Annotated in this window: 14 protein-coding genes and 4 tRNA genes; 1 reads left to right on the top strand and 17 read right to left on the bottom strand. The window is 58.0% G+C overall.

Translation table 11 applies throughout. From position 1 onward, the window contains the following. The 17 genes from OKB81_RS01880 to ruvA all read right to left on the bottom strand — a co-directional run bounded on the left by OKB81_RS01880 (window position 1) and on the right by ruvA (window position 12,410). Window positions 1-73: transfer RNA gene (locus tag OKB81_RS01880), tRNA-Val, on the bottom strand. 19 nt (window positions 74-92) lie between these two features. Continuing rightward, window positions 93-168, bottom strand: a tRNA-Lys gene (locus tag OKB81_RS01875). A gap of 48 nt (window positions 169-216) precedes the next feature. After that, window positions 217-292 (bottom strand) — tRNA-Val (locus OKB81_RS01870). A gap of 32 nt (window positions 293-324) precedes the next feature. Then, window positions 325-400, bottom strand: a tRNA-Lys gene (locus tag OKB81_RS01865). 174 nt (window positions 401-574) lie between these two features. Beyond that, entirely contained in the window at window positions 575-1,384 is an 810-nt protein-coding gene (gene ybgF, locus OKB81_RS01860; protein WP_160836588.1) for a tol-pal system protein YbgF, read from the bottom strand. Between the two features lie 157 nt (window positions 1,385-1,541). After that, window positions 1,542-2,066 carry a peptidoglycan-associated lipoprotein Pal gene (gene pal, locus OKB81_RS01855; RefSeq protein ID WP_010672877.1) on the bottom strand — a complete coding sequence of 175 codons (525 nt, stop codon included), beginning with the start codon at window positions 2,064-2,066 and terminating at the stop codon, window positions 1,542-1,544. A gap of 48 nt (window positions 2,067-2,114) precedes the next feature. Next, window positions 2,115-3,440, bottom strand: a complete 1,326-nt coding sequence (tolB, locus tag OKB81_RS01850; protein ID WP_010672876.1) for a Tol-Pal system beta propeller repeat protein TolB — start codon at window positions 3,438-3,440, stop codon at window positions 2,115-2,117. A 92-nt stretch (window positions 3,441-3,532) separates the two neighbouring features. Continuing rightward, window positions 3,533-4,663: a cell envelope integrity protein TolA gene (tolA, locus tag OKB81_RS01845; protein ID WP_042014603.1), complete on the bottom strand. Its 1,131-nt coding sequence runs from the start codon at window positions 4,661-4,663 to the stop codon at window positions 3,533-3,535. Window positions 4,664-4,668: 5 nt separating this feature from the next. Beyond that, on the bottom strand, window positions 4,669-5,115 hold the full coding sequence (tolR, locus tag OKB81_RS01840; RefSeq protein WP_010672874.1) for a protein TolR: 447 nt from the start codon (window positions 5,113-5,115) through the stop codon (window positions 4,669-4,671). Further along, entirely contained in the window at window positions 5,115-5,801 is a 687-nt protein-coding gene (tolQ, locus tag OKB81_RS01835) for a protein TolQ (RefSeq protein WP_010672873.1), read from the bottom strand. The genes tolR and tolQ overlap by 1 nt, the downstream gene beginning before the upstream one ends. Continuing rightward, window positions 5,791-6,198, bottom strand: a complete 408-nt coding sequence (ybgC, locus tag OKB81_RS01830; RefSeq protein WP_160836590.1) for a tol-pal system-associated acyl-CoA thioesterase — start codon at window positions 6,196-6,198, stop codon at window positions 5,791-5,793. The genes tolQ and ybgC overlap by 11 nt, the downstream gene beginning before the upstream one ends. 286 nt (window positions 6,199-6,484) lie before the next feature. Beyond that, window positions 6,485-6,796 (bottom strand): cyd operon YbgE family protein, encoded by a 312-nt coding sequence (locus OKB81_RS01825; RefSeq protein WP_160836628.1) that lies wholly within the window; start codon window positions 6,794-6,796, stop codon window positions 6,485-6,487. After that, window positions 6,783-6,899, bottom strand: coding sequence for a cytochrome bd-I oxidase subunit CydX (gene cydX, locus OKB81_RS01820; protein ID WP_005331536.1), 117 nt, complete (start codon window positions 6,897-6,899; stop codon window positions 6,783-6,785). The genes OKB81_RS01825 and cydX overlap by 14 nt, the downstream gene beginning before the upstream one ends. A 14-nt stretch (window positions 6,900-6,913) precedes the next feature. Then, complete coding sequence (cydB, locus tag OKB81_RS01815; protein ID WP_010672870.1) at window positions 6,914-8,050, bottom strand: cytochrome d ubiquinol oxidase subunit II; 1,137 nt, start codon at window positions 8,048-8,050, stop codon at window positions 6,914-6,916. A 12-nt stretch (window positions 8,051-8,062) separates the two neighbouring features. Further along, window positions 8,063-9,619, bottom strand: a complete 1,557-nt coding sequence (locus tag OKB81_RS01810) for a cytochrome ubiquinol oxidase subunit I (RefSeq protein ID WP_160836592.1) — start codon at window positions 9,617-9,619, stop codon at window positions 8,063-8,065. A gap of 1,160 nt (window positions 9,620-10,779) precedes the next feature. After that, the gene (ruvB, locus tag OKB81_RS01805; protein WP_160836594.1) at window positions 10,780-11,787 is read right to left on the bottom strand and encodes a Holliday junction branch migration DNA helicase RuvB; all 1,008 of its coding nucleotides are present in this window, start codon (window positions 11,785-11,787) and stop codon (window positions 10,780-10,782) included. Between the two features lie 8 nt (window positions 11,788-11,795). Continuing rightward, window positions 11,796-12,410: a Holliday junction branch migration protein RuvA gene (gene ruvA, locus OKB81_RS01800; protein ID WP_160836596.1), complete on the bottom strand. Its 615-nt coding sequence runs from the start codon at window positions 12,408-12,410 to the stop codon at window positions 11,796-11,798. Window positions 12,411-12,642: 232 nt separating this feature from the next. Here ruvA and OKB81_RS01795 point away from each other — a divergent pair, with 232 nt between their 5' ends. Further along, complete coding sequence (locus tag OKB81_RS01795) at window positions 12,643-14,652, top strand: methyl-accepting chemotaxis protein (RefSeq protein WP_160836598.1); 2,010 nt, start codon at window positions 12,643-12,645, stop codon at window positions 14,650-14,652. The last annotated feature ends 109 nt before the right edge of the window (window positions 14,653-14,761 follow it).

Below are 14,761 nucleotides of genomic sequence, written 5' to 3'. Positions count from 1 at the left end.
GGGTCGTTACTGGGCTCGAACCAGTGACCCCCTCCTTGTAAGGGAGGTGCTCTCCCAGCTGAGCTAAACGACCTGGGATTCTGTATTCAGAGTGGTGGGTCGTGTAGGGTTCGAACCTACGACCAATTGATTAAGAGTCAACTGCTCTACCGACTGAGCTAACGACCCACATCCTGAACCTTTCACCAGCCGCATGTGGCGGCCAGCGTTACAACATGGTGGTCGTTACTGGGCTCGAACCAGTGACCCCCTCCTTGTAAGGGAGGTGCTCTCCCAGCTGAGCTAAACGACCTGGGAATATTGTCTTCACCTGCTGTGAAGAAATGGTGGGTCGTGCTGGATTCGAACCAGCGACCAATTGATTAAAAGTCAACTGCTCTACCGACTGAGCTAACGACCCTCACCACGACCAGTGCCGACTGCATTACTGCTCCGGCTCTGACGGCGGCCTATATTACGGATTTATCATCCTGGCGCAATAGAAAAATCTTAATTTAAATCTGATTGTTCACTGCGCATACAAAGCACGGCGGTATTTACAAGAGTGTTACGAAAACAGTGACATGCAGCAATGTCACAGCTTGGCCAGACTCTGTTTGGCCAGCTGGGCCGGCGAGGTGTTGGGGTAACCCTTGATCACCTGCTCATAGAAGGCCTTGGCCTCTGTTTTTTTGCCGTCAAGTTGGGCGAGCATGCCGAGTTTCAGCAGGGCATCGGCCCGCTTGGGTGACTTGCTGTATTTGTTCGCCACCGTGGAGAACTGGCTCGCGGCCCCCGCCCTGTCGCCCTTGTTGAACATCAGCTGGCCAAGCCAGTAGTGGGCATTGGGAACATAGCTGGAGTTCGGGAACTGCTTGATGAACCCTTCGAAGGCAGGAATGGCCTTGTCGTAGTTCTTCTCCTTGAGCACCATGTTCACGGCTGCGTCGTAGGCCTGGTTCTCATCCTGGTTGGTGGAGTAGTTGGCAGCCGCGGCAGGAGGCGTTGCAGCACCTGCAGCAGGTGTTGCGGGCGTGGCGGCAGGCTGGCTGTTGGCCACCTTGTCGAGCTCTTGGTAGAGTTGGCGCTGGCGCTCCTGGGACTGCTCCATCTGGTAGGTCTGCTGTTCCAGCTGACCACGCAGCTCGGAGACCTCCCCTTGCAGGGAGTCGACCTGTTGCTGCAGTTCGGCCTGCAGACGCAGACGGGCGTTGAGGGTACGCTCCAGCAGAGCAACCCGGTCTTCCAGGCTGCCGGTCGGTACGATGGCACCATTGTTGCCGCTCAGCACCACGCCGCTGCTGCCAGAATCCCCGCTCAGATCGCTCACGGGTGCCGCCGCTTGCGTATTCAAAGCAACCAACACGGCCAGCGCAACACCAGCTTGCTTGTACACAGATTTCATTCGGATCAAACCTTAGCGTTTAGTGCAAATAAAACGGCCAGCGCATAGTCGCTCGCTGATACAGATTTCATTCGGATCAAACCTTGACGTTTAGTGCAAATAAAACGGCCATCGAAATGGCCGCTTGCATATAAACGAACTTCGTTCGACTCAAACCTTAGTAAACCAGGACCGCACGGCGGTTCTTGGCAAAGGCTTCCTCGGTGTGGGACAGATCCAGCGGCTTCTCTTCGCCATAGCTGACGATGGAGAGCTGCTCGGCCTGCACACCCAGGGTTTGCAGATACTTGGCAACAGCCTTGGCACGACGCTCACCCAGCGCGATGTTGTATTCCGGCGTACCGCGCTCGTCGGCGTGGCCTTCGATCAGTACCTTGACGCTCGGACGTTCACGCAGGTAGCTGGCGTGGGCATCCAGCAGGTCGGCGTACTGACCCTGAATGTCGTAACCATCGTACGGGAAGTAGATCACGTTGTCGCGTTGCAGCGCTTCGAACTTCTGACGCATCTGCTCTTCCGGGGACAACATGCCGTTGGCGCCGCCGGTTTGTACACCGCCCATGCCGTCGGTCATGCCGGACTCGGCGCCAGCGGCGTCGGAGTCGGAAGAGGAGCTACAGGCAGCCAGGGTGAACAGTGGCAGTGCGATGGCCAGACCCTTGAGCAGTTTATTGAGTTGCATGCTATTTCCTTAAACCTTTATAACAAAACAAAAAACAATCGATTTTTATCAATTCAAGAAGGGCGACCAAGCTGGTGCACGAATTTCACCGCTACTGGTCGGAAGCACTGCCTTGAAGCGACCGTCGGTCGACACCAATGCAAGACTCTTACGACCCTGATAGATGGTGGCATAAATGATCATGCTGCCATTGGGAGCCACACTTGGCGATTCATCCAGAGCACTCTGGGTCAGTACCAGCATGGCTCCATTTTCCATATCCTGGCGAGCGATGCGATATTGTCCCTGAACCCGGGTCACCATCACCATGGACTTGCCGTCCGGTGTGATGGATGCCCCCTGGTTGGAATCCCCTTCCCAGGTCATCCGGCGAGTCATGCCAGTCGCCAAATTTACGCTATAAATCTGGGGTTTGCCACCACGTTCAGAGGTGAACAGCAAAGTTTGACCGTCCGGCATCCAGGAGGGTTCGGTGTCGATGGTACGGTTATTTGTGACTCGGGTGAGTTGCTTGCTAGCAACATCAACGACATAGATGTCAGGCTGCCCATCTTTGGACAGAACAATAGCCAAACGACGACCATCTGGAGACCACTCCGGCGCACCGTTGATGCCACGGAAGCTGGTGATCAGACTGCGCTGCTGGGTGTAGATGTCCTGCACATAGATCTCGGACTTCTGGTTCTCGAAGCTCACGTAAGCCAGCTTGCTGCCATCCGGCGACCAGGCCGGGGACATCAGGGGTTCACGGGAGCGCAGCAGGGTCTTCTCGTTGTAGCCGTCGTAGTCGGAGATCCGCAGCTGATACGGGAACTGGGTGCCCTGCTGCACGGAGACATAGGCCAGACGAGTCAGGAAGGCGCCACGCTCACCGGTCAGACGCTCGTAGACGATGTCGGAGATGCGGTGGGCAAACTGGCGCATCTGGGCACCCGGGATGGTCGCCATGCGGCTGTCCAGGATGTAACCGTTCGCTTCACCGCCCTGGGTCTTGGCCAGCTGGCCTTTCAGGACGTCGACCAGCTCGAAGTTGATCTTGTAGGTACCATCACCCACGGCGGCGATGGAGCCGACCACCACGGCTTCGACCCCCTGGGAAGCCCAGGGTGCGAAGTTGATCTCGCCGCTGGTGCTCGGCGTCTGCGGCATCTGGCCACGAGCCAGCGGCTTGAACTTGCCGCTGCGCATCAGGTCGTTGGAGACCACTTCCGCGATATCCTGCGGCAACTGGCCATTGCCCTCCCACTTGAAGGGGGCGATGGCGATGGGGCGCGCACTGTCGATACCGCCGGTGATGACGATGTCCAAGGCCGCCTGAGCGCTCTGGCCTAGCAGAAGGCAGCCAACCAAAGCAAAAAACACTTTTCTTATCATGGCTTAAATACTCTGTTCCAAAAAAATGAGAGGTGAAATCCCTTTATCAGCAGATGCTGCCAACCACGGTCATTGACCCCGTTCTATCACGCTTAGATGCTCGGTTCTAACTTGAGGTTAAACTCCTTCAACATCTCGAATGCCGCCGGATCCTTCGGCACCGGCAACTGGTTGGCCTTCAGCACCGCCGCCTTGCCGGAGCGGCAGACCGCCGGATCACCCTGACCGTTGTCCACCGAGATGACGAAGCCGCTACTGGCCAACTTGACACCGATAGTACATGTTTTGCCCCGCATGGTGGGATCCAAAATCATGTAGCGCTCGACCGTGGCCTTGATGAGGGCGGCATACTTGTCGACTTCGCCCTTGGCGGCTGCCGATGCTGCCTGACTGCGCGCATTGGCCTCGGCGGCCAGCTGCTGCTCCATCATGGCTTCCATCTCTTTTTGCAACTTGGCCTCTTCGGCCGCCTTGCGCTTGCGCTCCGCCTCAATCTTGGCCTTTCTGTCAGCCTCGGCCTTCGCCTTCTTCTCTGCGTCAGCTTTTGCCTTCTTGTCAGCCTCTTCCTTCGCCTTCTTCTCGGCCTCGGCCTTGGCTTTCTTCTCGGCTTCCGCCTTCGCCTTTTTCTCGGCTTCGGCCTTGGCCTTCTTCTCGGCTTCCGCTTTCTTGGCCTTGGCCTCTTCCGCCTTGGCCTTCTCTTCAGCCTGCTTCTTCTCCAGCTCTTCTTTTTTCTTCTTGAGCGCCAGCGCCTTGGCCTCTTCCGCCGCCTTGCGTTCGGCTTCGGCCTTCTTGGTCTTCTGCTCTTCCAGCTTGCGGGCTTCCTCGGCTTTCTGGGCCTTCTCTTCCGCCTGCTTCTGTTCAGCCTCTTTCTTCTGCTTGTCGGCTTCGGCCTTGCGGGTCGCCTCTTCGGCCTGCTTGCGCTTGGTCTCGGCGATACGCAGACGCTCCTGCTCCTGTGCCAGCTCGCGTTTGACGCGCTCAGCGTCTTCCTTGTCTTTCTGCTGCTGTGCAGCCTTGGGCTGGGCCTGCTTCTGCTGCTGGACCTGCTGCATCTGCTGCTCCAGCATTTCGCTGTCCATCATGACCGCATTGACGATCTGTCCCTTGGACTCGGGGCGCTTGGGTTTGCTGAAGTCGACACCGACCAGCAGGATGATGCCGATGATCAGATGCAGCAGCAGCGACGCGACGAGATAACCGGAAATACCACGCTTCACATCCATCTCCGTCAGTTCACCGGATCCGTCATCAGACCAACCTGAGGCACACCGGCTTTCTTGAGGGCCACCATCAGCAGGATCACCTCCTCGTAGCGTACGGACTTGTCACCGGCGACCACCACGGGCGCGTTCTGGTTGATGGCCAGATAGCCCATGGCCTTCTCGGTGATGTACTGCTGCATCGCCTCGGGGGTGCCGCTCGGTACGGGTTCGTCATCCGCCTCGCCGGCCTTGATGACGTACTCACCCTCGGTATTGACGCTGACGATGAAAGGCGGCTTGGAGTCTTCCGGCAATTGCTCGGACTCCGCCTGGGGCAGGTCGACCTTGACCCCCTGCGTGATCACGGGCGTGACCGCCATGAAGATGATGAGCAGCACCAACATGACGTCGATATAGGGCACCACGTTGATCTCGGCGACCTTCTTGCGTTTGAGCCGCTGATAGGTTTGCATTACTTCTCACCCTGCTGTGCGATTTGGCGGTTCAGAATGGTGGTGAACTCGTCCATGAAGTTGGCGTAGGCGTTTTCCAGCCGTTCGACCTTGTTGGTGAAGCGGTTGTAGAAGATAACGGCCGGGATGGCGGCAAACAGACCCATGGCGGTGGCGATCAGCGCCTCCGCGATACCCGGTGCCACCATCTGCAGGGTCGCCTGCTGAACCTGACCCAGAGCGATAAAGGCGTTCATGATCCCCCAGACGGTACCGAACAGACCGATATAGGGGCTGATGGAGCCGATGGTCGCCAAGACCGGCAGGTTGGACTCGAGATCGTCCACTGCACGGGACAGAGAGACCCGCATGGCGCGATAGGTACCGTCCATCACCGCATCCTGACCGCGGGCACCGGCCTTGAGCAGGCGGGCATACTCCTTGAAGCCGGAGTAGAAGATGTCTTCCATGCCTTCGATGTCGTCACGACGGGAGGAGGACTCCTGGTAGAGACGATTGAGGTCGACCCCGGACCAGAATCTGTCTTCAAACTGCTCCGAGGCGAGGTTGGCCGCCTTGATGGCCTTGGAGCGCTGGATGATCAGCGCCCAGGAGACGACCGACATGCCCATCAGGGTCATCATGACCAGTTTCACCAACAGACTGGCTTGCCAGAACAGGCCAATAAACGAAATTTCAGCGTGCACTTAACAGCACTCCCTTGATATTTTCAGGTATTGCAACAGGTTTCATTTGCGGATGACTGACACAGGCGATCTGTACCATGGCCTGAGTGATCAGCCGTCCATCAGCCGCCAGGATCTGCTGTGAAAAACGCATGGAAGCGCGTTTCACTTCAGTTACTTGCGTCATTACGGTCAGCAGTTCATTGAAGCGGGCCGCCGCGCGGAAGTCGATTTCGGTGCGACTCACCACAAACGCGATCCCCGCCTGCAGCAGGACATCCTGTTCGATGCCGCCTGCGCGCAGGAATTCGGTGCGGGCCCGTTCCATAAACTTGAGATAATTGGCGTTGTAGACGATGCCTCCGGCATCCGTGTCTTCGTAGTAGACACGCACCGGAAACTCAGAGACTTCCCCCATAAAAATCTGTGATCCATTCGACAGTCAGATGGGGGGCTATCATAGCGCAGGGCTGAATAGGAAAGAAGCAGGGGGAGACAGGGAAATCCCCTCTCTCCCTGTTTTTTATGGCGTACTGCGGCGCCGACAAGCCGAAGACCACAGGGCTGTCAGCATCGCAAGAAAAGCGGACAAGAGAAGTGCCTGCGAGCGGCGTGACAAGCGAGGTTCTGTCGCTCTGACCGGACGGCGGCACGCCCCTCAAAAAAGAAGAAGGAGGTGGGCTGATGCCGACCTCCTTCATAATTTATGGCAGGTAGTAGCTGCTGGTCAGCCAGAGCCCGTAGAGCAGGCTGGGCAGTGCAAGCCAGGGGAAGAACAGCACGCGACCCACCAGGCTGCGCGGGTGAAACCCCAGTCCATGCATGACACCGCAACAGACCGCCCACATCAGCCAGGGCGCAAGCCAGAGGCCGTGCTCACTGGTGTTGGCCGCGACCAGGTTGGGCACCTGCAAGATGGCGACAGCCAGCAGGGCCGCCGCCAGCAGCATCAGACCTTGCCATGGCTGGCGCTCCAGAGGAGCGGCCAGCCGGGCGAGCCTGTCACTTGTCTTCATCAATCTGACGATCCAGGTTCTCGGTGTGCTCCAGCCAGAGCGCATTGATAATCCCAAACGCACAGGCCAGCAGCAGCCCCAGGATCCAGGTGAAATACCACATATCAGGGCACCTTCTTAGTAGAGCGATTGTTGGTTGTCTTCGATGTGCTTGTTACTCACCCGGCCGAACATCTTGATGTAGGTCCAGATGGTGTAAGCCAGCACGGTCGGCACGAAGACGACTGCGACTACCGTCATCACCTTGAGGGTGTTGAAGGAGGCGGTGGAATCCCACATGGTCAGGCTCTGGGACGGCTCGAGGCTCGAGGGCATCACGAACGGGAACATGGAGAAGCCCGCGGTCAGGATGATGCCGGCGATGGCCAGGGAGGAGAACAGGAACGCCACCCACCCCTTGTCCAGCTTGGCCGCCACGGCGGTCAGCAGACACATCACCAGACCCAGCACGGGTGCAGCAATCATCCAGGGATAGAGGTTGTAGTTCTGCATCCAGGCACCGGCCTGCACCACCACTTCCTTGTGAAGGGGGTTGGTGACGGCGTCGGTGGCGACGGAGCCCACAATCACATAACCATCCATGCCGCTCACCCAGACACCGGCCAGGGCAAACAGCACCAGAGTCAGCAGGGAGAAGATCATGGCGGCGGTGCGAGAGCGCGCCAGCACTTCACCTTCGGTCTTCATCATCAGCCAGGTTGCGCCCTGGGTGATGATCATGAAGAGGCTAACCAGACCGGCCAGCAGACCGAACGGATTGAGCAGGCCGAAGAAGTTGCCGTGATAGGTCATCATCAGGAACTGGTTGAAGCTGAACGGTACACCCTGCAGCAGGTTGCCGAACGCCACCCCGAAGATAACAGGGGGAATGGCGCTACCGGCAAACAGAGCCCAGTCCCAGTTGGAGCGCCACTTGGCGTCTTCCTGCAGGGAGCGGTACTTGAAGCCGACCGGACGGAAGAACAGCGCCATCAGGGTCAGGATCATGGCGATGTAGAAGCCGGAGAAGGCCGCCGCATAGACCATGGGCCAGGCGGCAAACAGGGCACCACCGGCGGTCACCAGCCAGACCTGGTTGCCTTCCCAGTGCGGCCCCATGGTGTTGAGCATCACGCGACGCTCCACATCCTTCTTGCCGACGAAGGGGAGCAGGGCGCCCACCCCCATATCGAAACCGTCGGTGATGGCAAACCCGATCAGCAGCACGCCGACCAGCACCCACCAGACCAGACGCAACAGTTCGTAATCAAACATGGGTCACTCTCCTTATGCCTTGCTCTGTTCGAAGTGGTACTTGCCCGTCTTCAGGCTGCTTGGGCCCAGGCGCGCATACTTGAACATCAGGTACATCTCGATGATCAGCAGTACTGTGTAGAACAGGAAGATCCCGATCAGAGAGAACCAGATCTCGGACGCAGGAATGTTGGATGCAGAGACATAAGTCGGCAGCATCTCGGCGATGGTCCAGGGTTGACGACCATACTCAGCGACAAACCAGCCAGCCTCGATGGCGATCCAGGGCAGCGGAATGCCGTACAGCAGCGCCTTGAGCAGCCACTTGCGCTCACCGATCTTGTGGCGGGTGCTGTCATAGAAGGCCAGACCGATCAGCACCAGCATCAGGATGCCGCAGGCAACCATGATGCGGAAGGCGAAGAACAGCGGCAGTACCTGCGGGATGGAGTCATCCACGGCAGCCTTGATCTGCTCGTCGGTGGCGTCGGTCACGTTGGGGGTGTAACGCTTGAGCAGCAGACCGTAGCCCAGATCCTGCTTCACTTCGTCGAAGCGGGCGCGGGTATCGTCGGACTTGTCACCGGATTGCAGCTTGGTCAGCAGGTCGTAGGCGGTCATGCCGTTGCGCACGCGCAGCTCATGCTCGCTCTTGAGATCCTTGAGACCAGTTACCTGACCGTCCAGGGAACGGGTGGCGATGATGCCGAGGGCATAGGGGATCTTGATGGCGTAGTCGGTGCGCATCTCCTCCTGGTTCGGGATCCCGAACAGGGTGAAGGATGCCGGAGCCGGCTCCGTGTTCCACTCGGCCTCGATGGCCGCCAGTTTCACCTTCTGCACTTCCCCGGTCTCGTAGCCGGACTCGTCACCCAGCACCAGCACGGAGAGGATGGAGGCCATGCCGAACGCGGCCGCGATGGCGAAGGAGCGACGAGCGAACGCCACATCACGATTCTTCAGCAGGTAATAGGAGGAGATCCCGAGCACGAACATGGCGCCCGTGGTATAGCCTGCCGCCACGGTGTGGACGAACTTGACCTGGGCAACCGGGTTGAACACCAGGTCGGCGAAGCTCACCATCTCCATGCGCATGGATTCGAAGTTGAACTCGGCACCCACCGGGTTCTGCATCCAGCCGTTGGCGACCAGGATCCACAGTGCGGAGAGGTTGGTCCCGAGCGCCACCAGCCAGGTAGCCGCCAGGTGCTGGCGCTTGCTGAGACGATCCCAACCGAAGAAGAACATACCGACGAAGGTGGACTCTAGGAAGAAGGCCATCAAACCTTCGATGGCCAGCGGGGCCCCGAAGATGTCGCCGACATAGTGGGAGTAGTAAGCCCAGTTGGTACCGAACTGAAACTCCATGGTGAGCCCGGTGGTAACCCCGAGGGCGAAGTTGATACCAAACAACTTGCCCCAGAACTTGGTCATGTCCCGGTACACTGTGTTGTTGGTCATCACATAGACAGACTCCATGATCGCCAGGATGAAGGCCATCCCCAGCGTCAAGGGTACAAACAGGAAGTGATAAAGGACCGTCGCAGCAAATTGGAACCGCGATAGGTCTACCACATGCTCAGCAATCATGATGTTTCCTCACCGATTATTGGCACGGCTATTTTAAGTTTTAAGGACAAAGCTTCCATTGGAAGTCCCCGAACGGTCGGTCACCCCTCGCGGACTGACCGGATTCGACTGCCACCACATTAACAACAAGGCAATATACAGGAACAAAAAAAGCTAATGTTTAACATCTAATAAACAATAACCAGGGTTCTATTCCCGCCTATAATGATCGCTGTTTTATATCACCTTTATTTGATTGAAATCAATGTAAAACCACCCTCAATACATGTTTTTTCAAGGTAACTTATAGGGCTTTTCCCATTAATTATGGGAGCTTCATCACAAAAAACGACAAGTCGTAAATAATTGATTTAAATCAATTTTATGACTCGCAAAAATAGTTTCAATTCTGTTAAACAAATACACACCCCCGGGAATAAAGCCTTCGCATCTCGATTATTTCAATAAATGGCCAGGCTCATCCAAAAATCAATTTAAACCCAGTAAAAACACATGTTTATGCGGATTGACACCCCCACCAAAAACATTAGTTTATCTAATCAAAAGCCCATAGATTTTCTTGTTTGCCCCACCCGGAAAGAGCTCCTACAATGCGCCTCGCAGTGAGGGCATACCTCTGAATACAGGCCGGTCATTCCGGGTTCCCGGTACGTATTCGATGAACATTTCGAACCTGTTTGTTGGGATTAATGATGAAAAAGTTTGTTGCCAAGACCATCCGTTACTACAAGCTTTCTTTCGTTCAACTCTATCAAATGAACCGACTCTGAAGCCTCGCGACGGCTCCTCTGTTTTTTCCCGACCGGTCTGCAGACGCGCTCACTGTCTGTGAACATCCATCCTGAATTGTCTTTGCCCACCGCCTGTGCCGTGGGCTTTTTTTTGCCCGCAAAACAAAAAGCCGCCTCAAGGGCGCAATGCTGTTCAGATAAGCACATTTTTGACTAATTATTCATAAATGCGACTTGAGTTGGGGGAGCAAGGCTGTTTCCAGTCGATGTTCCTTCAGCCTTTATCCAGCGTGGCTTGCAATAGAAAGAGGGAGGCATCATGCCTCCCTCATTTTTTAGCCCTGATACTACGTGGACTGGAACTCAAATTCTCTTAAGTGAACAGCATTGGCCTCAAGGGCGGCTTTTTGGTTCATATCGCAACGTCTACTAATCTGCCGGTCGTTCCAGGCCAAAGTGTGCGTAGGCTCTCTGAGTTGCGATCCGCCCTCTGGGTGTACGTTGCAGATAGCCTTGCTGGATCAGATAAGGTTCCAGCACGTCTTCTATGGTGTCCTTCTCCTCACCGATGGCGGCGGCCAGGTTGTCGAGCCCGACTGGCCCCCCCATAAACTTGTCGATGACGGCCAACAATAGCTTGCGATCCATGAAGTCGAAACCTTCGTTGTCCACGTCCAGCATGTCCATGGCTCGGGCCGCAATGGGTCCGTCAATTCGCCCGTCAGACTTCACCTGGGCAAAATCTCGTACCCGCCTTAACAAACGGTTAGCAATCCGCGGTGTCCCCCGGGAGCGACGGGCTACCTCGAGAGCGCCGTCTTCCGTCATGTCGAGCCCGAGGCAGCGGGCGCTGCGAGAGACGATGTCGGTCAGGTCCTTGACGTTGTAAAACTCGAGGCGCTGCACGATGCCAAACCGATCCCGCAGGGGGCTGGTGAGGGAGCCGGCCCGGGTGGTGGCACCGATCAGGGTGAAGGGAGGGAGATCGAGCTTGATGGAGCGGGCCGCTGGCCCCTCCCCTATCATGATGTCGAGCTGATAATCCTCCATGGCCGGATAGAGCACCTCCTCCACCACCGGGCTGAGACGGTGGATCTCGTCGATGAACAACACGTCGTTCGGTTCCAGGTTGGTGAGCAGTGCCGCCAGATCGCCGGCCTTCTCCAGCACGGGGCCGGAGGTGGTCTTGATGTTGACCCCCATCTCGTTGGCGACGATGTTGGCCAGCGTGGTCTTGCCAAGGCCGGGAGGCCCGAAGATCAGCAGATGATCGAGGGCCTCCCCGCGCTGGCGGGCGGCCTCGATGAAGATCTCCATCTGATCGCAGACATGATCCTGTCCGGTGTAATCGGCCAGCTTTCTGGGCCGGATGGCCCGATCGATGATCTCGTCCTCACGGGCGGCACCGGCCGAGATGAGGCGATCCGCTTCAATCATTGTCTACCTCACACCAGGCTGCGCAGGGATTCACGAATGATCTCCTCTACCGACATGCCGTCGGCGGCCACCTTGCTGACGATCTGGCAGGCCTGCTGCGGCTTGTAGCCGAGGGCCACCAGTGCACTGGCCGCCTCCTCGCTCGCATCCGGGGCACGCAGCGGGCTCTCTTTCGCGGGCAGGGTGATTTCGGCCGGGGAGAAGAGATCGTGGCTGACCCAGCCCTTGAGGCGGTCTTTCATCTCCACCACCAGGCGCTCGGCGGTCTTCTTGCCCACGCCGGGCAACTTGACCAGGGAGCTTATCTCCTCGCGCTCGACGCTCATCACAAACTGGGTGGCCGTCATGCCGGAGAGAATGGCCAGTGCCAGCTTGGGGCCGACCCCGTTGGTCTTGATCAGCTCGCGAAACAGCGCCCGCTCCTGCTTGTGGTTGAAGCCGTAGAGCAGCTGGGCATCTTCACGCACCACGAAGTGGGTGTGAATGACGGCCTCTTTCCCGAGTTCGGGCAGATCATAGAAGCAGCTCATGGGCATATGAACCTCATATCCCACCCCTCCGACTTCCAGCAACACCTCGGGGGGTTGCTTCTCGATGATGACGCCTCTCAAGCGACCGATCATGTTCTTTTCCTCGCCACGCAGACTCTCGCAAATTGGGTCATAGCATAAAGAATAACTGGATAAGTATCCAGCATAGGTCCATGCAGATCATGGGATGACCCGCTCTTCATACCCGTCCATTTCCCTCGTTGAGAACACTGTCTGTCACTTTATTTTCCATCGGGGATGGCACATCTTCGTCATTGATTGAACACTGAAATGGTCTTGTTCGGCACCAGGGAAGGCTTGAGTCATGAAAATCGTCACCACATCCAACCTCGGACTCACCATTCTACTCGGCTGCACCCTGGGCATGGGGGCGATCGGCTGGTATGGCAGCCAGCGGCTGGCTGATCTGCTCTCCTACGTCCTGGGTGCCGCCTGGCAGACGGCAGATGGTGCCATGGAGGGCTCCATCGAACTCGGCAACCAGTCGCTCTATATCCAGAAAATGCTCTCGGGGATCCCCCTCGACGCACCGGAACTGCAACGGGCAAAAGAAGCGGCCAGCGATGCCTTGCGCCGGGTGGAGCAAGGCGGGCTCATCGATGCGGCGGCCATTACCACACTGAAGCAGCATGAGCAGACCTATCAGCAAGAGCAGGCACAGCTGCTGACCCTCTATCGCACCTTCACAAGCACCGATGAGGCGCTGCGCGCCAGTTCTGAACGCATGTCACGCCTCTCGACCAGGCTGGAGGTGATCGGTGACGAGGCCGTCGAGAGCCTCACCCGCTCACCGGATCAGGCCATCAGCTGGAACGGCGGCCTCGCGACCCGCTGGCAGGCGGCCGATGGCGGCATGGAGGCCAACATCGGATTCCTGCGCCAGCTCTATGCGCTGGAGAAGATGCAGAGCGAAGGCCCCACTCCTGCCATCCAGGCCGAGCTGGCACAAGCCACCCGCTTCTATCAGGACGCGGTTGACGGCATGCTGGCAACCGGCCAGTTCGATGTGCCCGGCGACGGGGAGTTTGCAGGCCAAATGCTCTCCACCCAGTATCGTGCCCTGCAAGCCGACAATGCCCGCCTGATCCGTGAATGGACCACAGCCCTGAGCGCTTATCAGAACCAGCTGGCCCGTTACGAACACAGTGCCGACCAGCTCAGGCTGGCTCTGGTCGAGGTCGAGGCCCAGGGGGACGCCACCGTCGAGGATCAGGTTCACCAGCTCAACGCCATCATCGACTACACCAGGGGACTCATCCTGGGGGGCTTGCTGCTCAGCCTGCTGATCGTCACCTGCTGCGGCTTCTGGCTGGTACGCACCATTGTTCGTCCGCTACTCCAGGTCGACAAGCGCATGCAGGACATCGCCGCCGGGGAGGGAGATCTCAATGCCCGCATCAACCTCTCACGCGACGACGAGATTGGCTCCCTGGCCGGCAGCGTGGATCGCTTCATCGAGAAGCTGCAGAAGATGATCAGCGCCACCATGGACAACAACCAGCACATCAACCAGCACGTGCACACCTCGGTCAACCGGGTCCAGGCCATCAGCCAGAGCAGCCGCCAGACCGCAGCGCATGCCCAGGCGCTGCACCACGACAGCGAGCAGATGGTGCAGGTGGCCACCACCATCTCGGACAACTGCAACCTGGCGGCACACAACGCCAATGAGGTGCGCCAGCTCACCACGCAAAGCAGCCAGTATGTCTCCTCCGCCACCGCCGGCATGCAGCGGGTGGTCATGGAGGTGGGTGAATGTGCCACCGCCATCAACGCCCTCAAGGAGCAGGCAGGGCAGATTGGCCAGATCATCTCCACCATCAGCAATATCTCGGAGCAGACCAACCTGCTGGCACTCAATGCCGCCATCGAAGCCGCCCGGGCGGGCGAGATGGGGCGCGGTTTTGCCGTGGTGGCCGACGAGGTGCGCACCCTGGCCAATCGCACCGCCACCTCCAGTGCCGAGATAACGGACGTGATCAACAGCATCCAGCAGCAGACAGAGCAGGCCTATCTGATGATGCAACGCAACCTGAAAACCGTGGAATCGGGTATGGCGGACTCCGACAACACCAAGCAGATCCTGTTCAAGGTAGAAGAGGCCATCGATCAGCTCGCCGACATGGTGCAACAGGTGGCAGAGGCGACCAGCCAGCTCTCCCACACCCTGGGGCACACCACGGGCAAGGTTTCGGATATCAGCCTGCAGGCCCAGACGGGCGAACAGGAAGCCCAGGAGTGCCTGCAACTGGCCTCCTCCCTCCATCAGGCCAGCCAGCAGCAACAGCAGTTGCTGTCGCAATTTCGGGTCTAGTGCGGGCGGGGCAAGGCCCCCGCCCTCCCCCCAGCGCCGCTGAATTTAGCCCTTGGGCCGGGGGGCTTCGCCTGTTAAAATTCCGCACTTGAAATTTTCCAGGGCCAAG

This window comes from Aeromonas sp. QDB56, assembly GCF_027705505.1.
In the GTDB taxonomy this organism is placed as follows: Bacteria; Pseudomonadota; Gammaproteobacteria; order Enterobacterales; family Aeromonadaceae; genus Aeromonas; species Aeromonas caviae.
This window is presented reverse-complemented; position numbering and strand designations above follow the sequence as displayed.